This window comes from Bradyrhizobium sp. Leo114 (assembly GCF_055229415.2).
In genome coordinates this window covers 63,531-85,514 of sequence record NZ_JBUYEN020000035.1, presented here as the reverse complement: position 1 = coordinate 85,514, position 21,984 = coordinate 63,531, and the positions used below count along the sequence as shown (strand labels likewise).

General features: G+C 63.9%; 20 protein-coding genes. 9 read left to right on the top strand and 11 right to left on the bottom strand.

Annotated features, from left to right (window positions below; translation table 11 throughout):
• Window positions 1–213 precede the first annotated feature (213 nt).
• The 5 genes from ACZIRK_RS32875 to ACZIRK_RS32855 form a co-directional block, all read right to left on the bottom strand.
• Window positions 214–429 carry a hypothetical protein gene (locus ACZIRK_RS32875; protein WP_165421176.1) on the bottom strand — a complete coding sequence of 72 codons (216 nt, stop codon included), beginning with the start codon at window positions 427–429 and terminating at the stop codon, window positions 214–216.
• A gap of 217 nt (window positions 430–646) precedes the next feature.
• On the bottom strand, window positions 647–1,045 hold the full coding sequence (locus tag ACZIRK_RS32870) for a hypothetical protein (protein WP_130226284.1): 399 nt from the start codon (window positions 1,043–1,045) through the stop codon (window positions 647–649).
• 256 nt (window positions 1,046–1,301) lie between these two features.
• Window positions 1,302–2,381, bottom strand: a complete 1,080-nt coding sequence (locus ACZIRK_RS32865) for a D-TA family PLP-dependent enzyme (protein WP_130226283.1) — start codon at window positions 2,379–2,381, stop codon at window positions 1,302–1,304.
• A gap of 3 nt (window positions 2,382–2,384) precedes the next feature.
• Window positions 2,385–4,196 carry an ABC-F family ATP-binding cassette domain-containing protein gene (locus tag ACZIRK_RS32860; RefSeq protein WP_130226282.1) on the bottom strand — a complete coding sequence of 604 codons (1,812 nt, stop codon included), beginning with the start codon at window positions 4,194–4,196 and terminating at the stop codon, window positions 2,385–2,387.
• A complete protein-coding gene (locus ACZIRK_RS32855) occupies window positions 4,196–4,708 on the bottom strand; it encodes a YaiI/YqxD family protein (protein ID WP_165435246.1) in 513 nt (170 codons plus the stop codon). The genes ACZIRK_RS32860 and ACZIRK_RS32855 overlap by 1 nt, the downstream gene beginning before the upstream one ends.
• A gap of 116 nt (window positions 4,709–4,824) precedes the next feature.
• On the opposite strand from ACZIRK_RS32855, the gene ACZIRK_RS32850 reads away from it, so the two are divergent.
• Window positions 4,825–5,622 (top strand): hotdog family protein, encoded by a 798-nt coding sequence (locus tag ACZIRK_RS32850; RefSeq protein WP_130226281.1) that lies wholly within the window; start codon window positions 4,825–4,827, stop codon window positions 5,620–5,622.
• Between the two features lie 148 nt (window positions 5,623–5,770).
• Here the strand turns inward: ACZIRK_RS32850 and ACZIRK_RS32845 are convergent, their stop codons facing one another.
• Window positions 5,771–8,146 (bottom strand): xanthine dehydrogenase family protein molybdopterin-binding subunit, encoded by a 2,376-nt coding sequence (locus ACZIRK_RS32845; protein WP_474418849.1) that lies wholly within the window; start codon window positions 8,144–8,146, stop codon window positions 5,771–5,773.
• Between the two features lie 196 nt (window positions 8,147–8,342).
• Here ACZIRK_RS32845 and ACZIRK_RS32840 point away from each other — a divergent pair, with 196 nt between their 5' ends.
• Window positions 8,343–9,398, top strand: a complete 1,056-nt coding sequence (locus tag ACZIRK_RS32840; RefSeq protein ID WP_130226279.1) for a Ppx/GppA phosphatase family protein — start codon at window positions 8,343–8,345, stop codon at window positions 9,396–9,398.
• Window positions 9,399–9,473: 75 nt separating this feature from the next.
• On the top strand, window positions 9,474–10,172 hold the full coding sequence (locus ACZIRK_RS32835) for an RlmE family RNA methyltransferase (RefSeq protein WP_474418848.1): 699 nt from the start codon (window positions 9,474–9,476) through the stop codon (window positions 10,170–10,172).
• Between the two features lie 9 nt (window positions 10,173–10,181).
• Here ACZIRK_RS32835 and ACZIRK_RS32830 read toward each other — a convergent pair whose 3' ends face one another.
• On the bottom strand, window positions 10,182–10,949 hold the full coding sequence (locus ACZIRK_RS32830) for a COG4705 family protein (protein WP_130226277.1): 768 nt from the start codon (window positions 10,947–10,949) through the stop codon (window positions 10,182–10,184).
• Between the two features lie 464 nt (window positions 10,950–11,413).
• Between ACZIRK_RS32830 and ACZIRK_RS32825 the strand changes: the two genes are divergently transcribed.
• A complete protein-coding gene (locus tag ACZIRK_RS32825; RefSeq protein ID WP_130226276.1) occupies window positions 11,414–12,079 on the top strand; it encodes a response regulator transcription factor in 666 nt (221 codons plus the stop codon).
• A complete protein-coding gene (locus ACZIRK_RS32820; protein ID WP_130226275.1) occupies window positions 12,073–13,380 on the top strand; it encodes a sensor histidine kinase in 1,308 nt (435 codons plus the stop codon). Before ACZIRK_RS32825 ends, ACZIRK_RS32820 begins: the two co-directional genes overlap by 7 nt.
• A gap of 9 nt (window positions 13,381–13,389) precedes the next feature.
• On the opposite strand, the gene feoB is transcribed toward ACZIRK_RS32820, so the two are convergent.
• The 3 genes from feoB to ACZIRK_RS32805 form a co-directional block, all read right to left on the bottom strand.
• The gene (feoB, locus tag ACZIRK_RS32815) at window positions 13,390–15,261 is read right to left on the bottom strand and encodes a ferrous iron transporter B (protein WP_130226274.1); all 1,872 of its coding nucleotides are present in this window, start codon (window positions 15,259–15,261) and stop codon (window positions 13,390–13,392) included.
• 19 nt (window positions 15,262–15,280) lie between these two features.
• Entirely contained in the window at window positions 15,281–15,556 is a 276-nt protein-coding gene (locus tag ACZIRK_RS32810; protein ID WP_130226273.1) for a FeoA family protein, read from the bottom strand.
• Window positions 15,557–15,649: 93 nt separating this feature from the next.
• Window positions 15,650–17,125, bottom strand: coding sequence for an MFS transporter (locus ACZIRK_RS32805; protein WP_130226272.1), 1,476 nt, complete (start codon window positions 17,123–17,125; stop codon window positions 15,650–15,652).
• 344 nt (window positions 17,126–17,469) lie between these two features.
• On the opposite strand from ACZIRK_RS32805, the gene guaB reads away from it, so the two are divergent.
• The 4 genes from guaB (at window position 17,470) to ACZIRK_RS32785 (ending at window position 21,139) form a co-directional block, all read left to right on the top strand.
• Window positions 17,470–18,966, top strand: a complete 1,497-nt coding sequence (gene guaB, locus ACZIRK_RS32800) for an IMP dehydrogenase (RefSeq protein WP_474418847.1) — start codon at window positions 17,470–17,472, stop codon at window positions 18,964–18,966.
• Between the two features lie 123 nt (window positions 18,967–19,089).
• On the top strand, window positions 19,090–20,112 hold the full coding sequence (locus ACZIRK_RS32795; RefSeq protein WP_130226270.1) for an NADP-dependent oxidoreductase: 1,023 nt from the start codon (window positions 19,090–19,092) through the stop codon (window positions 20,110–20,112).
• Window positions 20,113–20,358: 246 nt separating this feature from the next.
• The gene (locus tag ACZIRK_RS32790; RefSeq protein WP_130226269.1) at window positions 20,359–20,619 is read left to right on the top strand and encodes a hypothetical protein; all 261 of its coding nucleotides are present in this window, start codon (window positions 20,359–20,361) and stop codon (window positions 20,617–20,619) included.
• A gap of 205 nt (window positions 20,620–20,824) precedes the next feature.
• Window positions 20,825–21,139 (top strand): hypothetical protein, encoded by a 315-nt coding sequence (locus ACZIRK_RS32785; protein ID WP_349645083.1) that lies wholly within the window; start codon window positions 20,825–20,827, stop codon window positions 21,137–21,139.
• Here the strand turns inward: ACZIRK_RS32785 and ACZIRK_RS32780 are convergent.
• The gene (locus ACZIRK_RS32780; protein WP_130226268.1) at window positions 21,099–21,938 is read right to left on the bottom strand and encodes a metallophosphoesterase family protein; all 840 of its coding nucleotides are present in this window, start codon (window positions 21,936–21,938) and stop codon (window positions 21,099–21,101) included. The genes ACZIRK_RS32785 and ACZIRK_RS32780 overlap by 41 nt on opposite strands.
• Window positions 21,939–21,984 lie beyond the last annotated feature (46 nt).

Below are 21,984 nucleotides of genomic sequence, written 5' to 3'. Positions count from 1 at the left end.
GTCACACCATCAATGTGAGGGACGACCGCCCGCCCTCCAAGCAAGCCGCGCGCAGCGCGCCACCCATAGCGCCGTAGCAAGCGCGGCTTGCTTGGAGGGCAGACCGCGGCCCGTTACCCCATCTACGAAACTCAATCGCGGTGCACCGGTTTGCGTCGCGACATCCGTGGACGTCGGCATTTTTTGGGCAGCGCGGCACAGTTTTAACTGCCATCAGTTCGACGGTTGTGCTCTCCTTGGCAGCGCGACCTCTCGCTGACCACTCAGCCCCCAGCCCCGGTCGGCGGAGAGGAAGCGCGCCCCGGCGTTGATCCCACGATCGCGCCGGGGCACGATCGCGCTGGTCGCCTTGGTCATGAGTTGAGCTGGAGTGGCAGCCATGGTGCAGAACCTCGTAGCCGGATTGGTCGTGGTGGCTTTGATTGTCATGGGCGTGCTTGCCTACGCCCAGAAACATGAAGGGTGCTTGCACGGGCACTCGCTTCAAACCTTCAAGCCCTGTGGATCAGTCAGCGCTGAAATGTAGCGCTCGCCGCAATGCTACGAATGCTTGTCGATTAGCACGAGCCACTTTGCTCAATTGCGAGAGAGAAAACGAGCGCCCGCATTGTAGGCGGCCGCTCGAATATCTCATCAGGGCCCATGCCTAAATCCCGTTCGGCGTACAAGCCATCAGCAGCTTGGCAGATTCGAGAAGCTGATGTTGGCTTGCGCCGCCGATTATCCGGCTTGGGTTCGGCAGCACAAAGACGATTTCGTCGTCGTCTTGCATGACATAGTGATTATCGTGCTCTCTTTCGGTGATGATGACGGCACGCCTCAGTGCCATGCCGGTCTCTCGATTAATCAGTTCTGTAGCCTCATCCACGGCCTGTTGCGTCGGAATGTTGCTGTCGGGGGGATTCCGATCCAACATGTGTCGACGGTTGTTCCACACCTCAACGATCACTCTGGGAAGGTCGGTGTCGGGGTAAGAAAGGGTTGGCTGCGTGATGTCTCTATTTTCCACACCCTGAGGTGTCTGCACTTTCCTGATGATGGCCACCGGTCAATTCCTCCCTAATGAAAATCATTTGGAGTACGGCGCTAGTCAGTCACTTTAGTCGTAGCACTTTATGCCTGCAAGCTGTCGTTGTAGGAGCGCGTCCTGGATAACGCGTGAATTAGACAGCGCCTCTGCCATATGAGTGCTGCAGTCGACCGGATGCCCAGGCGCCGATTCAAGAGGAGAGAGGCATATGTGGAATGGGCGATGCTGGTTCGAGGAGAACCAGCGGGGAAGGGTGCCGTGACTGCTCTAGCTAGCGCAGCTTCCCGCGCGCCGCGATCGGCAGTGTGCCGATGATCTCTTCGCCGCGCACCATTACCACTTCGTCCATCATGTTGACGACGACGCAGACGTGATTGGGCACGATGCGGACGACGTCGCCGACATTGGGACGGGTGTTGCTGCGGGAGAGATCGAGGAAGCCATGCTCCTCGGCGAAGCGCGCGATCCTGGCCTCGGGATGTTCGAGGATCAGCCCGTGGCCTTCGAGCCCGCCGGTATCGGTGGTCAGCGTCTTCGAGCCGGCATCGAGGATGCCGCGCTCGGGTGCGGCGCGGCTCACCACCGTCGAATAGATGTGCAGCGCGCAGTCGTCCCAGGTGGCTACGCCGGCCGCGACCTGCATGCGGTCGTTGTAGATATAGGTGCCGAAGCGATGCTCGGTCGCGCCCTTCAGCTTGCCGAGATTCTTCAGGTTCGGCGTGCCGCCGGTCGACACGATGGTCGCGTCAAGGCCGTGTGCACGCACGCCGGCCAGCGCTTCGTCGAAGAATTTCTGCGCGTCCGCCCAGCCGGTCTCGGTCGGATACAGCATGAAGCCCGCAAATTGCAGCCCCTGGCTGCCGGCGATCTCCCGCGCCAACGCGACCGCCTCGGTCGGCGTCTCGACGCCGGCGCGCTTGCGCCCCGTATCGCATTCGACCACGACCGACAGCGTGCGGCCCGACGCAGCCGCAGCCTTCGGCAGGTCGGCGACGACAACCGAATTGTCCGCCGCTACGGTGACGTTTGCTTTCCCCTGCAGCGCGCCCAGCCGCGCCATCTTCTCGTCGCCCAGCAAATTGTAGCTGATCAGGATGTCGGAGATCCCGGCCTCTGCCATGATCTCGGCCTCGCCGAGCTTCTGGCAGGTGATGCCCTTGGCACCGGCCGCGATCTGCATCTGCGCCAGCATCGGGTTCTTGTGGGTCTTGATATGCGGACGATGCGCCACGCCGGCCGCATCGCACGCCGCCTGGATTCGCGCGATGTTGCGTTCGACGCGGTCCATGTCGATGACGGCGCAAGGCGTGCCATAGTCGCGGGCGATTTTTGCGGCGAGGGGATTGGTCATGGATTATGCCTGTTCAATTTCTTCGCGCAGCACTTCGAGTTCGAGCCAGCGGTCTTCGGCGGCGGAAAGCTCCTGCTGCGCCTTGGCGATCGCGGCGGAGGCGTCGTCGAATGTCTTGCGATCCTTCGCGTAGAGGTTGGGATCGTCAAGCAGCTTCTGCTGCTTTGCGATTTCCGCGTGCAATTTCTCGATCGTCTTCGGCAATGTCTCCAGCGCGTGCTTCTCGTTGAAGCTCAGCCGCCGCTTTGGCGTAGCCGTCGGCGCCGCGGCCTTCGTTCCCTTTTTCTCCTCGACAACCGTCGTCTTTACTGCCTCGCGCTTCAGATCCGCGCCGCGCTGCGCCAGCATGTCGGTGTAGCCGCCCGCATATTCGATCCAGCGGCCATCGCCCTCGGGCACGATCACTGACGTCACCACGCGATCGAGGAAGTCGCGATCATGGCTGATCAGGATCACCGTGCCCTCGTAATCGCCGAGCATCTCCTCGAGCACGTCGAGGGTTTCGAGATCGAGATCGTTGGTCGGCTCGTCCAGCACCAGGAGGTTCGAGGGTTTTGCAAGTGCGCGAGCCAGCATCAGCCGGCCGCGCTCGCCGCCGGAGAGCACTTCCAGTGGTGTGCGGATCTGCTCCTGCGAGAACAGGAAGTCCTTCATGTAGCTGACGACATGCTTCGGCTTGCCGCCGACCATCACATGGTCGCCGCGACCGCCGGTCAGGGCTTCCGACAGCGTCGATTTCGGATCGAGGCTTTCGCGGTGCTGGTCGAGCGTTGCCATTTCAAGGTTCACGCCGAGCCGCACGCTGCCGGCATCGGGTGCCTCCGCGCCGGTCAGCAGGTTGACCAGCGTGGTCTTGCCGGCGCCGTTCGGGCCGACGATGCCGACGCGGTCGCCGCGCTGGATGCGGATCGAGAAATCCTCCACGATGTTGCGCTCGCCGAATGCCTTGCCGATGCTCTTCGCCTCGATCACCAGCCGTCCGGATTTGTCTGCCTCGGCAGCAGCGAGATTGGCGCTGCCCGCGGTGCCGCGATAGTTCCGCCGCTGCGCGCGCAGCGTATGCAGATTGGCAAGCCGCTTGACGTTGCGCTTGCGTCGTCCGGAGACGCCGTAGCGCAGCCAGTGCTCCTCGTTGACGATCTTGCGGTCGAGCTTGTGCTGATCGCGCTCTTCCTCGGCCAGCACCTCGTCGCGCCAGGCCTCGAATGCGCCGAAGCCGCGGTCGATCTGCCTGATCTGGCCGCGGTCGAGCCAGGCGGTCGCGCGCGACAAATTGGTGAGGAAGCGGCGGTCGTGGCTGATCAGCACCAGCGCCGAGCGCCGGTTCTGCAATTCGCCTTCCAGCCATTCGATGGTCGGCAGATCCAGATGGTTGGTCGGCTCGTCCAGCAGCAGGATGTCGGGCGAGGGCGCTAGTGCCCGCGCGAGCGCCGCGCGACGCGCCTCGCCGCCGGAGAGATGGGCGGGATCTTCGTCGCCGTGCAGTCCGAGCTGCTCGAGCAGATAGCGCGCCTGATAATGGTCATCGCCGGGTCCAAGACCGGCTTCCACATAGGCGAGCGTGGTGGCGTGATCGCCGAAATCCGGCTCCTGCGGCAGATAGCGGATGGTCGCGCCGGGCTGCACGAAACGGCTGCCGGCGTCAGGCTCGACCAAACCGGCCGCGATCTTGAGCAGCGTCGATTTGCCGGAGCCGTTGCGCCCGATCAGGCACACGCGCTCTTCGGCCGAGACCGAGAGCTCGACGCCCGTGAGCAGCGGCGTGCCGCCGAACGTCAGCCTGATGTCCTTGAGCTGGATCAGGGGCGGCGCCATCAGTTTTGTCCCGTTACGGTTTGTTCGGCGCGGCGGCGCTGGATGCGGCGGATCGCGGTGTCGAGTGCCGAGAGGAACGCCGAGCGGTCGCGCGGCGAGAACGATCGTGGTCCGCCGGTGATCTCGCCCGACGAGCGCAGGTCGGTCATCAGATTGCGCATCGCCAGCGTCATGCCGATCGACTGCTCCGTGAACGGTTTGCCGTTCGGCGCAATCACGTCTGCGCCCGCCTTCACACAGCGGCTCGCCAGCGGAATATCCGCGGTGATGACGATGTCGCCATCTCCGGCGCGCTCGGCGATCCAGTCATCCGCGGCGTTTATGCCGGAACCGGCGGCGACGCGTTCGATCAGCGGGTCCTGCGGCACGCGGATGAAATTGCCAGCGACCACGCTGACGGCAAGTCCGTGCCGGAGCGCGACGCGATAGACCTCGTCCTTCACCGGACAGGCGTCGGCATCGACATAGATGCGGGTGGGGTTTTCAGTCGGCATCACTGTTTGGCGGTTCATTCGTGGGCCGCATGTAACCCATCGGGCGGAAAATTGCGAGGCCGCCCACAGGCTTGCCACGGACGGTTGATGGCGTACGATCCCGTCAGAAAAACAACCAAAATAAGAGGGAACCCATGAGCAATCCGCAAACTTACCGGGTCTCGGCCTATAACACCTCGAAAGAGTCCGAGAACAAGATCCATGACGATGCGGTGGCGCGGCGGTACGGCTTCTCGGGCGGGCTGGTCCCCGGCGTCGACGTGATGGCCTATATGATGCACCTACCGGTTGCGACATGGGGCCGCGATTTCCTCGGGCGCGGCTTGATCGACGCGCGTTTCCTCAAGCCGGTCTATGATGGCGAACAGGCCGAGGTGAGGGGCGAGGCGCGCAATGGCGCGCTGTCGATCGAGGTGTTCAGCCGCGGAGAGCTTTGCGCCACCGGCAGCGCGTCGTTGCCGGCTGCGGCGCCCGCTGTTTCGGTCAAGGATTACATCGAGGTCGCCGCAGTCGCCGAGCGCAAGCCGGTGAATGCCTCGTCCTACGAAGTCGGCAAATGGCTCGGCACCCGGCCGTACACCTGGGCGGGTGACGCTGCGGCGGGATATCTCGCCGATATCAGGGAAACCGACACGATCTACACGCGCGAGAAGCTCGGCCATCCCGGCATGCTGCAGAAGGTGATGAACAAGCTCCTGGTGGACAACGCCATCCTCGGCCCCTGGATTCACGTCGGCAGCCGGATGCAGCTCCTCTCGGCCGCGAAGACCGGCGATGAGCTGACGGCCCGCGCGAAGGTCACTGCGAACTATGACAAGAAGGGCCACCGCTTCGTCGAGCTCGACGCGATCGTGGTCGCCAACGGCACCACGCCGCTGGCGTATTGCTGGCACATCGCGATCTATCAACCACGAGAGCAGGCCGCGGCGTGATTCGACGCGTCATTGCCGGGCTTGACCCGGCAATCCATCACGCTTGAAAGACTCTGCTCTGGAGATGGATGCGCGGGTCAAGCCCGCGCATGACGAGTGTTGGTGGTTGTAGGCTTCTGCCGCCATTGCCGCCTGCCCCGCTGAAGCGTCAGGCCGCCTGCGCCTTCTTCGCATCCTCGATCGCGCGCCACACTTTTTCCGGCGTCAGCGGCATGTTGATGTGCTTGATGCCGTATTCCGACAGCGCATCCACCACCGCATTCACCACCGTGGCAAGGCTGCCCGCGCAGCCGGCCTCGCCGCAGCCTTTGGTGCCGAGCGGATTGCTCTTCGCCGGCGAGGGATGATCGCCGACCGCCATGGGCGGAATGTCCTCGGCGCGCGGCAGCGCGTAGTCCATGAACGAGCCGGTGATCGGCTGGCCGGAGGCGTCGTAATTGACCTCTTCCATCAGCGCCTGGCCGATGCCTTGCGCGACGCCGCCATGCAACTGTCCCGCGACGATCATCGGATTGACGATGGTGCCGAAGTCGTTGACGCCGGTGTAGCGCACGATCCTGATCACGCCGGTGTCCGGGTCGATCTCGACCTCCGCGACGTGGCAGCCGTTCGGGAAGGTGGACGGCGTCTCCTTGGTGGCGTGGTCGACGTCGAGCGTATCAGGCCCGCCGTCGGCAATCTGGCCCTCACGCATCCGCTGCGCGAGCTCCATGATGCCGATCGAGCGGTCGGTGCCGGCGATGGTGAAGCGGCCGCCGGTAAATTCGATGTCGGCTTCGGATGCTTCCATCACATGTCCGGCCGCTTTCTTGCCCTTCTCGACGACGAGCGCGGACGCCTCGACGATGGCCTGTCCGGTCGCGGTGATCGAGCGCGAGCCGCCGGTGCCGTTGCCGAACCGCACCAGATCGCTGTCGCCTTGCTCAAGCTTGATCTTATCGAAGGGCACGCCGAGCTGGTCCGACAGCACCTGCGCGAATGGCGTGGCATGGCCCTGGCCGTAGTCGAGCGTGCCGGTGGTGAGCGTCACAGAGCCATCCGGATCGAAGGTGATCTTGCCGAGCTCGCCGCTCGGCGGCGCGGTGACCTCAAGGTAGGAGCCGACCGCGATGCCGCGCAATTTGCCGTTCTTCTTGCTCTCCCGCTTGCGCTTGCCGAAATTCTCGTAGTCCGAAATCTCCAGCGCCTTCTCGAACACGCCCTGGAAATCGCCGCTGTCATAGGTGACGCCTGATGCGGCCGGGAAGGGCAGTTGCGACGGCTTGATGAAATTGCGCTTCCGCAAGGTGAGCCGGTTGATGCCCATCTCGTCGGCGGCCTTATCGATCAGCCGCTCCATGTAGTAATTGGCCTCCGGCCGGCCGGCGCCGCGGTAGGCGCCCATCAAGGTGGTGTTTGTCAGCACCGTCTTGATGTCGACGCCGAGCAGCGGCGTGCGGTAGACGCTGGCCAGATTCTTGCCGGTGTTGAGCGACAGCGGCCCGGGCGCGACGCCGGTGATGTAGGCGCCGAGATTGCCATAACCGGAGAGCCGCACCGCCAGGAACTTGCCGTCGGCATCGAGCGCCAGCTCGGCATGGATGAGCTGGGCGCGGCCCTGGCTGTCCGAGAGGAAGCTGGTCGAGCGCTCGTCGGTCCATTTCACGGGACGTCCGAGCTCCTTCGCCGCATGCGCGATGCAGGCATACTCGGGATAGCTGAGATTCTTCATGCCGAAGGAGCCGCCGACATTGGCGGTGAGAATCCGCACTTTCTCCGGCGGCACGTTGAGGATTTTTGCCAAGGTCGTCTTGTTGCCGGAGACGCCCTGGGTCGGCACCTGCAGCGTATAGCGCTCGGTTGTCTTGTCGTAGGCCGCAAGCGCCACGCGCGGCTCCATCGAGACGACAGCGACGCGGGTATTGACGATGTCGAGCTTCGTCACATGCGCGGCGCTGGCGAAGGCGGCATTGATCTTGTCGGTGTCGCCATAGTGGTAGTCGAGCGCGACATTGTTCGGGATGTGGTCGTAGAGCTGCGGCGCGCCGGGCTGGGCGGCCTCGGCGGCATCGGTCACCGCCGGCAGCGATTCGATGTCGACCTCGACGGCTTCGGCCGCATCGCGCGCCTGCGCGGCCGTTTCAGCCACCACGAAGGCGACGGGATCGCCGACGAAGCGGACCTTGTCGGTCGGCAGCGGCAGGCGGTTGGTCTGCTGCAGCGGCGAGCCATCCCGGCTCTTCAGCGGCATGCCGCAGGTGAACGGGTTGTAGTTGGCGGCCGCGAGGTCGGCCCCGGTCCACACCCCAAGCACGCCCGGCATCGCCCTGGCGGCGGCGGTGTCGATCCCCTTGATGACGCCGTGGGCGTGGGAGGAGCGCACCATCCAGCAATAGGCTTGGCCGGGCAGGGAGAAATCGTCGGTGTATTTGCCGTTGCCGCGCACCAGCGTGTCGTCCTCCTTGCGGCGGACCGGTTGCCCGACACCGTATTTTTGCAGTGCGATAGCGTTTTCGAGGGCCGCGGAAGATGTGTGATCTTGCATGGTAAATAACCTGAAATGCCGCGATTTGGAGCAATTTCGCGGTGTTTCGACCAGATAACGTAGCGTGATGTAAGCGACAACGCCCGATTAGGCATGTCGCGTGTGATGATTTGTTGCGTAGGCCTTTGGCGCTGCTAAAGTTTCCGTGAACGGAAATTCTTCGGCGGGCCGGGTGCCGCGCGGAAAGACAGTGTTGATGAAGGATGACACGCGGCCTTGCGTCGGCCTTTCGGCCCGCGAGAGCCCGTCAGGGTTGGCTACGGCGGCCGTCGAAAGCGGCGTTTACGCCGCGCTTGACCTTGGCACCAACAATTGCAGGCTCCTGATCGCCTGTCCCACCGGGGACGGGTTCCGCGTGGTCGACTCTTTTTCCCGCATCATTCGGCTCGGCGAGGGCATTTCGGCGACCGGTTCCATCAGCGACGCCGCAATCGAGCGCGCGATCGCCGCGCTCTCGATCTGCAGCGACAAGATCCGCTACCGCAAGGCGAGGCGCCTGCGGCTGATCGCGACCGAGGCCTGCCGTGCCGCCGCCAATGCCGACAGTTTCCGCGCCCGCGTCGCCGCCGAGACCGGTATCAAGCTCGAGGTGATCGACCGCGAGACCGAGGCGACGCTGGCCGTGATCGGCTGCTCGCCGCTGCTCGACCGAAGGGGCCGCGGCGCGGTCCTGTTCGACATCGGCGGCGGCTCGACCGAACTGGTGCGGATCGAGCGCGATCCGGCAAGGCCGGATGCTGCGCCCTGGATCAAGGCCTGGATGTCGATCCCGTTCGGTGTGGTCAGCCTTGCCGAGCAATTCGGCGGTCGCAATGTCACAAAAGAGTTGTATGCGCGGATGGTCGCCGAGGTCGCGCAATATGTCGCCCCGTTCGCGACCGAGCACGGCTCCGATTTGCGCGACATGCATCTGCTGGGCACGTCGGGCACGGTGACGACCCTTGCCGGCGTATTCCTCAATCTGCCGCGCTACGATCGCCGACGCATCGATGGCATCTGGATGAGCGACGCCGACGTGACTGCGACGATTCAAAATCTGCTTGGCATGAGCTATGAGGAGCGCATCAATAATAGCTGCATCAGCATCGAGCGCGCCGACCTCGTGCTTGCGGGCTGCGCGATCCTCGATGCCATCAGGAACGCATTCCCGCTGCCGCGGCTGCGCGTCGCCGACCGCGGCCTGCGCGAGGGCATGCTGGTCGAGATGATGCGCGAGGACGGCGCGCTGAAGTCGTGCCTGCACGTGCCGTAACGAGCGTGATCCGGAAAAGTGGGAACCGGTTTTCCGACAAGATCATGCTCCAACAAAGAGAATCCAGAGACACTTATGGCGAAAGATTCGACCGGCCGGCTGCACGTCACGGTGAAGAGCGGCGGCAAGCGGAAATTGTCCTCAAAACTCTGGCTGGAACGCCAGCTCAACGATCCCTATGTCGCGAAAGCCAAGGCGCAGGGCTACCGTTCGCGCGCGGCCTTCAAGCTGACCGAGATCGACGACAAATATCGTCTGCTCAAGCCGGGCATGACTGTCGTCGACCTCGGCGCTGCGCCCGGCGGCTGGAGCCAGGTCGCGGCTAAGCGCGTCGGCGCAGCCGATGGCAAGGGCAAGGTGATCGCGATCGACGTCCTGGAAATGGGGGAGATCCCCGGCGTCACCTTCGCGCAGCTCGATTTCCTTGACAACGACGCGCCGGAAAAACTGATCGCGATGATGGGCGGCCGCGCCGATGTCGTGATGTCCGACATGGCCGCCAACACCACCGGTCACCGCAAGACAGATCAACTCCGGATCGTCGGCCTGGTCGAGACCGCCGCAGCCTTCGCCTGCGACGTGCTCAGCCCCGGCGGCGCGTTCCTTGCAAAGGTGTTTCAGAGCGGCGCCGACGCCGAACTACTCGCGCAGTTGAAGCGCGACTTCTCGACCATCCGCCACGTAAAGCCCGCCGCCAGCCGGCAGGATTCGTCGGAGCGTTACGTGCTGGCGACGGGATTTCGCGGTGTCACAAAGACCGAAGGACGTTCATGACGGATCGGGTCAGGCTCGCTGGCCCGCTCGTTGCGGCAGGAGCAAGACCAGCGCCGCGATGGCGGCTGCGAGGGCACCTGAAGCCGCATATCGGCTGAGAGCCAAGCCGCCGTGATCGAGCGGCTTGTCCAGGAAATCGCCCACGGTCGCTCCAAGAGGCCGGGTCAGCACGAAGGCGATCCAGAAGAGCATCGTCCTGGACAGATTGGTCCAAAGATATGCGGCCGCGACGACGGCAATGCCTGTTGCGAAGACCAGGGCGCCGCCGCGATAGCCAAGCCCGGTTGTATCAGCCATCCAGTCTCCGAGCGCCGTCCCGAGCGTTTGCGAAAACAGGATCGTGACCCAATAGAAGGCTTCCGCCGCCTTGTTGTCGATCGATGCAATCGAGACCGACCCCATCGTTCGATGCCAGACCGCCAGCGATGCGACGAGCAGTGCCGCAAGCAGCGAGGACCCGCCGAGATAGCCGATCCCGAGTGACCGGTCCACGAAGTCCGCCAGCGTCGTGCCGACGGTTGTCGTTGCGATGATGACCGTCCAATAGAGGAACGGATGGAACCGCTTCGCGCCGATCTGGGCGGCGACCACCACGGCAAAGACGATGGCGAAAATCGCCGTCCCAACCAGGTAGCCGAGACCCATCGACATCGTCACGGCATCGCCGCCGGTTTCGCCCAGCGTCGTAGCCAGGATCTTGACGATCCAAAAGCCCAACGAAACGGCCGGCACCTTGCCGGTATCGTCGACACGGCCGTTCTTGTTGATGAATTCCATCGGCTCTTCACTCCGGCCCAAGCCCAAGGCTCCGAGCTTCGAGGCGGCGGCTTCGGCGCGCGCCGACCGTCGTTGACATGATCTTGATCACCCAGAAGACTAGTGTGACTTCGGGGACCTTGTTCAGCATCGGCGCGCCAGTGCGTCGGACACTTTGCGGAACTCCAATCGGGATATCCGGCGGTCTTGCCGAACTTCGAATGGAGCGTACCTGTCCAGACTTAGCTCCGACTTAGGAGCCGGATCGTACCGAGGATGAACGGGAGTGGAGCTAAGTATCGGCTAAGTCGGAGCTGTCATGCTCCGGGGCGCGAGCCAGACCGAGACAGGAGAACCAGAGGGAAGATGATGTCCCGTTCACGGAGCCTAGCCTGCTCGCTGGTCACTGGCATTACGATGGCCGAGACCCCCGGCGCAGCCGCGAACGATGCGGGTCCGCAAGCGCCATAGGGGGGCCGGCCGTCATGCGAGTGCTACTGGTCGAAGACGACAAAATGATTGGCGCGGCCGTTCTGGAGGCGCTGAAGGATGCCGCCTACGCCGTCGACTGGGTCAGGAACGGCGATCTCGCCATCGAGGCGATCCACAGCGAGACATACGATATCGCGTTGCTTGATCTTGGCCTGCCCCTCATCGACGGTCTTGAGGTTCTAAAACGAGTCCGAGCAGAGCGTGTGCGACTTCCAGTCATCGTGCTGACGGCGCGCGACGCCTTGAGCGATCGCGTGGCTGGTCTCGATCTCGGTGCCGACGACTACCTGGTCAAGCCATTCGAGATCGGCGAATTGCTGGCGCGCATGCGCGCTGTCCTGCGGCGCGAAGGCAGCGGTACGCCGCCGGTCCTCACCAACGGCCGCCTTTGCCTTGATCCGGCCACGCGCGAGGCGACCTTCTCGGGTGAGAAAGCCGTGCTGAGCGCACGCGAATTCGCTCTGGTTCAGGCGCTGCTGATGCGGCCCGGTGCGATCCTGTCCCGCGGCGAGCTGGAGCGGCAGATCTACGGCTGGACCGAGGAGGTCGAAAGCAACGCCGTCGAATTCCTGATCCACGCGGTGCGCAAGAAGCTAGGTGCCATTGCGATCAGGAACGTTCGCGGCGTTGGGTGGATGGTGGATCGTCCCACATGCTGAAATCGTTGCGCGCACGTCTGTTCGTCGGCCTCACGGCGATCATCGTGCTGACGGGAGCGATCGGAGGCACCTTCGCGTATCTGTGGGCCTACAGCGAAACGATCGAAATGCAGGACTCGGTCCTGATCCAGGTCGGTACGTTCGCACTGAACGCTTCGGTCAGGGAAAGCCAACCTGTCAACGGTGTCGACGCGGAGGCAGAGGTTGCAGTCATCGAACTGGGGGCGACGCCACGCGGCTCGGCCGACGAGCGTAAGCTCTGGACGCTGCCGGATGGATTGCACAACGGCACCTATAAAGGACAGCCCATCCGGGTGTTGCTGCGCACACGGGCCGATGGCAGCCGATTCGCGGTGACGCAGCGCACGGAGATCCGCACCGAGATTGCAGGCAATATGGCGTTGCGGACGTTGCTGCCGATCGTCGCGCTGGTTCCATGTCTTCTGCTGGTGACAGCAGCGGTGATCGCTAGTTCGTTCCAACCGATGGTCAGGCTGGCTCATGATCTCGACGCGAGAAGGGGCGACGACATCCATGAATTGAAGGCGACGGGAATGCCGAGCGAGTTGCATCCGTTTCTCGTGTCGATTAACGGGTTGCTGGATCGCATGCGCGGCATGATGGAGCAGCAGCGGCGGTTTATCGCAGACGCGGCCCACGAACTCCGGACGCCGATTACGGCGCTGAGCCTTCAGGCTGAAAATCTGGATCCGCGTGAAATGTCGCCGCAGGCGCGCGACCGTCTCGATGCGTTGAAGAGCGGCATGCGGCGAACCAAGCATCTGCTCGAGCAACTCTTGGCACTTGCGCGCCAGGATGCCCTGCAAGTCGCGGTTTGGGAGACCGTCGCTCTCGACGAGGTCGCGAAGGAAGTCGTCGCCGATATTTTGCCGGAAGCCGCTGCGCGAGACATAGATCTGGGCTTTCGGATCGCCGAGGCTGTTGCGGTCAGCGGCGATGCGTTGTCGCTTGCCTCGGCTGTGCGCAATCTCGTCGAAAACGCGGTCAAGTTCACGCCTGATGGCGGAAGCATCGACCTTGGAGTCTATCGTGAGGGCGAGATGGCGGTCCTGCAGATCGAGGACACCGGGCCGGGAATTCCACCGGGCGATCTCGATCGAATCTTCGAGCCGTTCTTTCGAGGTGAGCGGCCGACAGGCGAGGGATCCGGGCTTGGACTCTCGATCGTGAAACGGATCATCGATCGTTACGGTGGCTCGATCGCGTTCGAGAACGTCAACGGAACCGGTCGATCGGGCCTTCGCGCGACCATTAAGATGCCGTGCAGGAGCAACGTATAGGTTCGGGGGTCAACCCGCCCCAAGCGCGACCGCGATATTGTAGGTCGCCAGACTCGCCAGATACGCCAGCGCCAGCATGTAGAAGAACGTCACTGCCATCCATCGCCAGCCGCCGGTCTCGCGGCGGATCACCGCGAGCGTCGAGGCGCATTGGGGGGCGAAGATGTACCAGACCAGCAGCGACAAAGCGGTGGCGAGGCTCCATTTGGTGGCGAGCACATGGCCGATCTGGTCGGCGGCTTCCTTGCCGCCCTCGATGGCGTAGACGGTGCCAAGCGCTGCCACCGCGACCTCGCGGGCGGCCATTCCGGGGATCAGCGCCACCGCGATCTGCCAGTTGAATCCGAGCGGCGCCAGCAGTGGCTCGATCGCCTTGCCGATGATCGCGGCGAGGCTGTAGTCGATGGCGGGATCTTGGGCGCCGGCCGGCGCGGTCGGGAATGAGGCCAGGAACCAGATCAGCACCATCATCGAGAAGATCGTCGTGCCGGCCCGCTGCAGGAACATCTTCGCCCGCGTGTAGACGCCGATGGCGATGCTCTTCAGCCGCGGTAGTTTGTAGTCGGGCAATTCGAGCATGAAGGGCGCAGGGGCGTAATCGCGCAGCATGAAGAATTTGACCAGGAACGAGACGCCGAGCGCGCTGGTGATTCCAGCCGCATAGAGGCCGAACAGGACGAGGCCGCGCAGGTTGAACCAGCCCCAGACATCGCGGTCCGGAATGAACGCCGAGATGATCAGCGTGTACACGGGAATGCGTGCCGAGCAGGTCATCAGTGGCGCGATCAGGATGGTGGTCAGGCGGTCGCGCCGGTTGTCGATCACGCGCGTCGCCATGATGCCGGGGATCGCGCAGGCAAAGCTCGAGAGAAGCGGAATGAAGGCGCGGCCGTGCAGGCCGGCGCCGCCCATGATGCGGTCCATCAGGAACGCCGCGCGCGCCATGTAGCCGAAATCTTCCAGCAGCAGGATGAACAGGAAGATGATGATGATCTGCGGCAGGAACACGATCACGCTGCCGACGCCGGAGATGACGCCGTTCTGCAGGAAGCTCTGCAGCAGCCCTTCCGGCAGCGTGTCATGCACGAACTGGCCGAGCGCGTCGAAGGCCGAGGACAACAGCTCCATCAGCGGCTGCGCCCAGGCGAACACGGCCTGGAACATCAGGAACAGGATCAGTGCGAGGATGAAAAGTCCCGCCACCGGATGCAGCACCACCGCGTCGATCCGGGCGGTCCAGGTGTCGGGCTTGGCCGGTAGCGTGACGGCGGACGCGATGATGCGGTCAGCCTCGCGCTGGGTGGCGCGCAACTCGGAGGCGGTGAGGGGCTGCCATCGATTCGGCCCGACGGGTGTCTGCTCCTGCGCCGCGATCTCGTCGGTTCGGCGCAACAGTTCCGCGATCCCGCCCTTGCGAACCGCGATCGAGGTCACGACGGGCACGCCGAGCGCCTCGGACAATTTAGGCACGTCCACGCTCACACCGCGGCGGGCCGCAATGTCGAACATGTTGAGCACCAGCATCATCGGCCGGCCGGTGTTCTTCAGCTCCAGCAGCAGGCGGATCGTCAGCCGCAAATTGGTCGCGTCCGCGACACAGAGGATGAGGTCGGGGACGGCCTCGCCAGGGGTGCGGCCCAGCACCATGTCGCGGGTGATTTCCTCGTCCGGGCTGCGCCCGCGCAGCGAATAGGTGCCGGGCAGGTCTACCAGCGAAACCTGCCGTCCGGCGGGGGTGACGAAAAACCCTTCCTTGCGCTCGACGGTCACGCCCGGATAGTTCGCGACCTTCTGGCGGCTGCCGGTCAGCGCATTGAAAAGCGAGGTCTTGCCGCTGTTGGGCGTGCCAACTAGCGCCAGGTGCAGCAGTGGGGCTTCCATCGCGTTACAGCTCGCTCCATCAGGCGACGATGATCGCCATGGCCTCGCGCCGGCGCAGGGCGATCGTGACGTTCTCGACCCTGACCGCGATCGGGTCGCGTCCAACGATCCCCTCGTGCAGCACCTCGACCCGGGCGCCCTCGACGAAACCGAGCTCGATCAACCGGCTCTCAAGTTCGTGGCCGGCGAGCGCTGAAGCTGCCTCAGCTACGGCCAGATGCTGGATCACGCCCGAATATCCCCGCTTGGCCAGTCCCAACGGCTGAGATGTTCGGATATCGGTTTGTTCGCTCATCGCACGTGTTTTTCAGCCGGGCGCGAAACGGTCAAGCGCTGCGACCAACACGAAGCTGGGATTTAGAACGATTACAAGTTGGTGACGCGAGCGCTATCCCAATCGCTGATCCCGCGCGTCCTGCGTGCCTTCGGTTGCGGCCTTGACGGCGGCGGTGGCCGCGCCCTTGCGGCTGGCGATCTCGACCGCCTTGCGGCCCGAGATCTCGTGGCCGGCATCGTCTGGCATCTGCCAGAAGAACCAGGCTGACGCCGCGGAGATGACCGCGACAACCAGGAAAGCTGGTGCGAACATGGTCGCGTTCAAGTCGCTCGCACCATCCAGCCACATCGTCGTCTCGACGGAGAACGCGCCGACCGCGACGCCGGCGGAGATCGCGAGTTGCTGGTTGACGCTGACCAGCGTGGTCGCCCGGCTCATCTGCGCCGGCTCGACCTCGGCATAGGCGACCGTGTTGATGGCGGTGAACTGCAGCGAGCGGAAGAAGCCGCCGACCACCAGGATGATCATGATCAGGAGCAGCGGGGTCGCCGCCGTGAACAGCGCGCAGGCGGCAAGGAAGAGCGAACTTATTACCGCATTGACCGTCATCAGGTTGCGGAAGCCGAAGCTGCGGATGATGCGTGCGGCAAGCGTCTTCATGCCCATGGCGCCGACGGCGGACGCGAAGGTGACGAGGCCCGACTGGAATGGCGACAGCCCGAAGCCGACCTGCATCAGCAAAGGCAGCAGGAACGGCAGGGCGCCGACGCCGAGGCGGAACATGAAGCCGCCGATGATGCTGGCGCGCAGTGTCGACAGGTTCAGCAGCGAGAAATCCAGCACGGGCGATCCGGTCCGTCGCGCGTGGATAACGTAAAGCGTCATCGAGATCGAACCGACCGCGATCAGCGAGGCGACGACCGTCCATGGCAAAAGGTTGAGGCCGGCGACCGAAAGCCCGAAGGCGATGCCGGCAAGGCCGATGCCGGCGAGCACGAGGCCATAGAGATCGAACGGCTCCGGATTCTCGCTCTTGATCGGATCGATGTATTTCAGCGCCATGAAGATGCCGAGGAAGCCGATCGGAATGTTGATCAGGAAGATCCAGTGCCAGGAGAAATAGGTGGTGATGAAGCCGCCGAGCGGTGGCCCGATCACGGGACCGATCAATGCCGGCACCGTCACCCACGCCATGGCGTTGACCAGCGCGCTCTTGTCGACCGAGCGCAATAGCACCAGCCGCCCGACCGGCGTCATCATCGCCCCGCCGAGGCCCTGCAGGATGCGCGCGAACACGAAATCGGTGACCGAGGACGATAGCGCGCAGCCGATCGATCCCAGCATGAACACGCCGACCGCTCCTGCAAAAACCATCCGCGCGCCGAACCTGTCGGCGGTCCACCCGCTCGCTGGAATGAAGACCGCAAGCGAGAGCAGATAGGAGGTGATCGCGAGCTTCAGCGTCAGCGGACTGGTGCCGATATCGGCCGCAATCGCCGGCAGTGACGTCGCGATGACCGTCGAATCCATGTTTTCCATGAATAGGGCCGTGGCGACGATCAGCGGGATCAGGCGTTGCTTGTCCATGGAGCCGGAGGCTTGAGAAGCGGGCGGGCGCGGACGGGCTGTATCACCCCGCTACGGGACTGGCTATTGCGGAACCCGCATGACCACTTAGATCGTATGCGACGCTCGATTTTGGCGTTTGCCGACGCGATTCCGCCCGAAAGGGGCGATGTCAGATCGGGACAGGCGCCGAAAAAGCCTGTGCATGGCTGGCAAACGCTTTGATTCGTCATGTCGCCATGCTATCGACCAGCGTCAACCCCACCGATGGGCTCCGATTCGACGGCGATGCAGCAGGCAGCGCCGGGAGGCGGCGCTCATCCTTTTACGTTATCGCGGCGGATCGCCGCCGAAAGGAGTTGGCAATGGCGACGATACAGGCATTCCCCGCGATCCGCGAGGCCTTCACGTTTGACGACGTGCTGCTGAAGCCCGGCCTATCGGACGTGCTTCCCTCCGAAGTCGACATCCGCTCCTACGTCACCCGCGCGATTCCGCTCAACATCCCCATCATCGCCTCCGCGATGGACACCGTCACCGAGGCGCGCATGGCGATCGCGATGGCGCAGTCCGGCGGCATCGGCGTGATCCACCGCAATTTCGATCCCGAGGGCCAGGCCGCGCAGGTGCGGCAGGTCAAGAAGTTCGAATCCGGCATGGTGGTCAACCCGCTGACCATCGGCCCCGACGCGACGCTCGCGGATGCGCTGACGCTGATGAAGGACCACGGGATCTCCGGCATTCCAGTAGTCACCGGCGCGGCCAAGAATGTCCCGGGCAAGCTGGTCGGCATTCTCACCAACCGCGACGTGCGCTTTGCCACCGATCCCAGGCAGAAGGTCTCGGAATTGATGACGCGCGAAAACCTCGTGACCGTGCGCGAGGGCGTCAGCCAGGACGAAGCCAAGCGGATGCTGCACAAGCATCGCATCGAGAAGCTCTTGGTCGTCGACGATCAATATCGCTGCGTCGGCCTGATCACCGTGAAGGACATCGAAAAGGCGGTCGCGCATCCGCTGGCCGCAAAGGACGCACAGGGCCGCCTGCGCGTTGCCGCGGCGACCACGGTCGGCGAGGGCGGTTTCGAGCGCACCGAGCGCCTGATCGACGCCGGCGTCGACCTCATTGTCGTCGACACCGCGCACGGCCATTCCTCACGCGTGCTGGATGCCGTCAACCGGATCAAGCGGCTCTCCAACGCGGTGCAGGTGATCGCCGGCAATATCGCAACCAAAGACGGCGCGCAGGCGCTGATCGATGCCGGCGCTGACTCGATCAAGGTCGGCATCGGCCCGGGCTCGATCTGCACCACCCGCATCGTCGCCGGCGTCGGCGTGCCGCAGCTCACCGCGATCATGGATGCGGTCGAAGCGGCGAAGAAGGCCAATGTGCCCGTGATCGCCGACGGCGGCATCAAATATTCCGGCGATCTCGCCAAGGCGCTTGCCGCCGGCGCCGATATCGCGATGGTCGGCTCGCTGCTGGCCGGCACTGACGAGACTCCAGGCGAAGTCTTCCTGTGGCAGGGCCGCTCCTACAAGGCCTATCGCGGCATGGGCTCGGTCGGCGCGATGGCGCGCGGCTCGGCCGACCGCTACTTCCAGCAGGACATCAAGGATACGCTCAAGCTCGTGCCTGAAGGCATCGAAGGGCAGGTGCCCTACAAGGGGCCGGTCGCCAATGTGATGCACCAGCTCGCGGGCGGCCTGCGCGCCGCGATGGGCTATGTCGGCGCGAAGAACATCGCCGAATTCCACGACAAGGCGGAGTTCGTCCGGATCACCGGCGCGGGACTTCGCGAGAGCCACGTCCACGACGTCACCATCACCCGCGAATCCCCGAACTATCCGGGCGGGGCGTAAGCTCTCTCCTCCTGCAACGCCGTCATTGCGAGGAGCGATAGCGACGAAGCAATCCATTCCTCCGCTTGCGGACCTGTGAATTGCTTCGCTACGCTCGCAATCACAAACACAGGAGGAAACACCATGTCCCAGGGTCAGCGCATCGTTCTCGCCTCGCGTCCCGTTGGCGAGCCCAAACCATCCGACTTCCGCCTTGAGGAATATGCCGTGCCGGAGCCGGGCGCGGGCCAGGTCCTGCTCCGCACGATCTGGCTGTCGCTCGATCCCTATATGCGCGGGCGCATGAGCGATGGCCCGTCCTATGCGCAGCCGGTGCCGGTCGGCGGCGTGATGGAAGCCGGCACCGTGAGCGAGGTGGTCGCGTCCAACAATCCAGCCTTTGCCAAGGGCGACATTGTGCTGTCGCGCGCCGGCTGGCAGACGCATGCGCTCTCCGATGGCAAGGGCCTGTCCAAGATCGATCCGAAGCTTGCGCCGATCTCGACAGCGGTCGGCGTGCTCGGCATGCCCGGGATGACGGCCTACACAGGTCTCCTCGATATCGGCAAGCCGCAAGCCGGCGAGACCGTGGTCGTGGCTGCAGCATCCGGCGCGGTCGGTTCGGCGGTGGGCCAGATCGCAAGGATCAAGGGCGCCCGCGCGATCGGCATCGCTGGCGGCAAGGACAAATGCGACTTCGTGAAGAACGAGCTCGGCTTCGACGATTGCCTCGACCATCGCGATCCCGACCTCGCTGCCAAGTTGAAGGAAGCCTGCCCGAAGGGCATCGACGTCTATTTCGAGAATGTCGGCGGCGCCGTATTCGACGCGGTGTTCCCGCTGCTCAACCCGTTCGCACGCGTGCCGGTCTGCGGCCTGATCGCGCACTACAACGATACCGAAAGCAAGCCGCCGAAATGGGCGGGTGCGATGATGCGTGCGATCCTGACCAAGCGCCTGACGTTCCGCGGTTTCATCGTCAGCGATTTCGCCGCGCGTCAGGGCGATTTCCTGCGCGATATGTCGGGGTGGGTGCGCGAGGGCAAGGTCAAGTACAAGGAGTTCGTCACCGAGGGTCTCGAGAGCGCACCCGAGGCGTTCATGGGCCTCTTGAAGGGCGCCAATTTCGGCAAGCAGCTGGTGCGCGTCGGGCCCGACAAGGCGTGAGCCATCACAGCTCAGCGAGCCCTGCGATCCATGGGTCGCAGTCCGCCGACCTCGCGCATCGGTGAATGGAAATCAGGAACGCACTGCTGCTTGCGGCTGTTGGTGGCCGAGCATGATCCGAAAAAGCCGGGAACATTCGCGCGCGATGACGCGAAGCGTTCCCGCGCGGGGATCATGCGCAACCAGCAAGCCAAGATGCCGGGAAGCCGAACACCATAGGTTCCTCGCATCGGAATGGAGCAGCTAATGAGAAGACTGGCAGTCCTATCAGCAGTACTGATTGCGACGGCGACGTTGGCAAACCCCGTGGCCGCCCGCGAGCGCTACGTGCAGCGACCCGCCGTGATGGATCCCGACTTGGCCGCCCCGGCCGCCCCGTATTACCGCAGCGGGCCGGCCTACTATCCGGGGCCGCGCGTCGGTGCATTCGCCACCGCACCGTGGGATAATTCCCCGCCGCCGGCGTACTACGGCTCGCCTTACGCGGCGCCGGGTTACGGCTACTGACCTCTGAGAAATCTGGAAGCAACTCCAGTCCGCCGCGCCAACGCGGCGGACTTTTTCATGCCGGCGCAGAAGTGTCGCAAGCCTCGGCAGGGGGCCCGGCGTACCCCAAAGGTCACAGCGTTAACCAAATGATTCCGGCGAGCGGTACCTTTGCTTGACTGTGCATGCAACACATTGAATCATCACATTATTTTCAGGTGTAGTCATGTTTGAAATCGGCATTTTCTGTGTCATTTTGCTGGCGGCCGGCTATGCGATGGCCATGTGGGTCATCGGCCGCCGCGCTGATGTTTTGCACGGCAAATTCGTCGAGGCTGAGCCCGAGTCCGAACCGTTCGGAATAGGTCCGCTGCTGCCGCCGCCCGCGCCGCGCTCCAGCGCGGACTCACTGCAGGCCCTGCTGACAGTGATCCAGCAGGATCTGAACGACAGTCATCCAGCAGGATCAGAGGGATACGGCGCAGACTTAACGCGTCGGCCTAATCCGCCGCCATCTCTGCGAGCAGCGCGTCGAGGCTGATATCGACCTGGCCTTCCGCCCTGACGTGGCGAACCTCGAAACTGTCAGGCCGGAAGCGGTATTCGACGATCCCGGTTTCCTTGATTCCGATCACGTCCTGCATGTGGTCCGGAATCATGAAGCCGACCGACGGCGCCCAGATGTGGCGGACACGTCCAAAGGTGAAATCGCGCCGCTGATGCACATGGCCGCTGCCGACCAGGCGCCAGTCGAGCGCACTGAGCATCTCGATCAGGCGGGCGCGGGCCGGCTGCGGGATGTAGCGGATCGCGGTTTCCGCCAACTCGGCGTCATCAGGCAGATTCAGGAACAGCGGCTTGTGCAGGAACAGCGCCACCGGCTCGCCGTTCACGTTGCCAAGCTGTGAAGCGAGCCAGTCGAATTGCTCGGCTTCGCCATCGAGCCCCGTATTCATGATCAGCGAATTCAGCCCGATGAAGCGCCAGCCTGCGGCCTCGAAGCACCAGCGATCTTCGCCGACGGTGGCGCGGAACGCATCGCAATTCTCCTCCGTCGCCGGCTCTGTCGGCGGCGTGCCGACCGCGGTCGGGTTGTCGCCGATGTCGTGATTGCCGGGCAGATAGCGGCAATCGACCGGCAGCGCCGCATGCATCGATTTCGCAAATTCGAGATCGCTGCGGCTGTTCGGCCCATCGAAGGCGACGTCGCCGCTGTTGAGCACGAGGTCTGGCCGCGTCGCGTCGATATGCTCGGCGACCGCCTCGAAGTTGGCGATCAGCGTCGGCCGGCTGCGGGCGAGGTGGGTGTCGGAAATCTGGGTCAGACGAAATTCGGACATGCAACCTTCCTTTTGCAACGATGTTAGATCGGGCCGAAGTCGGAAT

What these genes read in the sequence shown, in the direction of transcription:
- ACZIRK_RS32875 (WP_165421176.1), bottom strand. Translation starts at nt 429, where the DNA reads ATGACAATCAAAGCCACCACGACCAATCCGGCTACGAGGTTCTGCACC.
- ACZIRK_RS32865 (WP_130226283.1), bottom strand. Translation starts at nt 2,381, where the DNA reads ATGACCAATCCCCTCGCCGCAAAAATCGCCCGCGACTATGGCACGCCT.
- ACZIRK_RS32860 (WP_130226282.1), bottom strand. Translation starts at nt 4,196, where the DNA reads ATGGCGCCGCCCCTGATCCAGCTCAAGGACATCAGGCTGACGTTCGGC.
- ACZIRK_RS32855 (WP_165435246.1), bottom strand. Translation starts at nt 4,708, where the DNA reads ATGAACCGCCAAACAGTGATGCCGACTGAAAACCCCACCCGCATCTAT.
- ACZIRK_RS32850 (WP_130226281.1), top strand. Translation starts at nt 4,825, where the DNA reads ATGAGCAATCCGCAAACTTACCGGGTCTCGGCCTATAACACCTCGAAA.
- ACZIRK_RS32845 (WP_474418849.1), bottom strand. Translation starts at nt 8,146, where the DNA reads ATGCAAGATCACACATCTTCCGCGGCCCTCGAAAACGCTATCGCACTG.
- ACZIRK_RS32840 (WP_130226279.1), top strand. Translation starts at nt 8,343, where the DNA reads ATGAAGGATGACACGCGGCCTTGCGTCGGCCTTTCGGCCCGCGAGAGC.
- ACZIRK_RS32835 (WP_474418848.1), top strand. Translation starts at nt 9,474, where the DNA reads ATGGCGAAAGATTCGACCGGCCGGCTGCACGTCACGGTGAAGAGCGGC.
- ACZIRK_RS32830 (WP_130226277.1), bottom strand. Translation starts at nt 10,949, where the DNA reads ATGGAATTCATCAACAAGAACGGCCGTGTCGACGATACCGGCAAGGTG.
- ACZIRK_RS32825 (WP_130226276.1), top strand. Translation starts at nt 11,414, where the DNA reads ATGCGAGTGCTACTGGTCGAAGACGACAAAATGATTGGCGCGGCCGTT.
- ACZIRK_RS32820 (WP_130226275.1), top strand. Translation starts at nt 12,073, where the DNA reads ATGCTGAAATCGTTGCGCGCACGTCTGTTCGTCGGCCTCACGGCGATC.
- feoB (WP_130226274.1), bottom strand. Translation starts at nt 15,261, where the DNA reads ATGGAAGCCCCACTGCTGCACCTGGCGCTAGTTGGCACGCCCAACAGC.
- ACZIRK_RS32810 (WP_130226273.1), bottom strand. Translation starts at nt 15,556, where the DNA reads ATGAGCGAACAAACCGATATCCGAACATCTCAGCCGTTGGGACTGGCC.
- ACZIRK_RS32805 (WP_130226272.1), bottom strand. Translation starts at nt 17,125, where the DNA reads ATGGACAAGCAACGCCTGATCCCGCTGATCGTCGCCACGGCCCTATTC.
- guaB (WP_474418847.1), top strand. Translation starts at nt 17,470, where the DNA reads ATGGCGACGATACAGGCATTCCCCGCGATCCGCGAGGCCTTCACGTTT.
- ACZIRK_RS32795 (WP_130226270.1), top strand. Translation starts at nt 19,090, where the DNA reads ATGTCCCAGGGTCAGCGCATCGTTCTCGCCTCGCGTCCCGTTGGCGAG.
- ACZIRK_RS32790 (WP_130226269.1), top strand. Translation starts at nt 20,359, where the DNA reads ATGAGAAGACTGGCAGTCCTATCAGCAGTACTGATTGCGACGGCGACG.
- ACZIRK_RS32785 (WP_349645083.1), top strand. Translation starts at nt 20,825, where the DNA reads ATGTTTGAAATCGGCATTTTCTGTGTCATTTTGCTGGCGGCCGGCTAT.
- ACZIRK_RS32780 (WP_130226268.1), bottom strand. Translation starts at nt 21,938, where the DNA reads ATGTCCGAATTTCGTCTGACCCAGATTTCCGACACCCACCTCGCCCGC.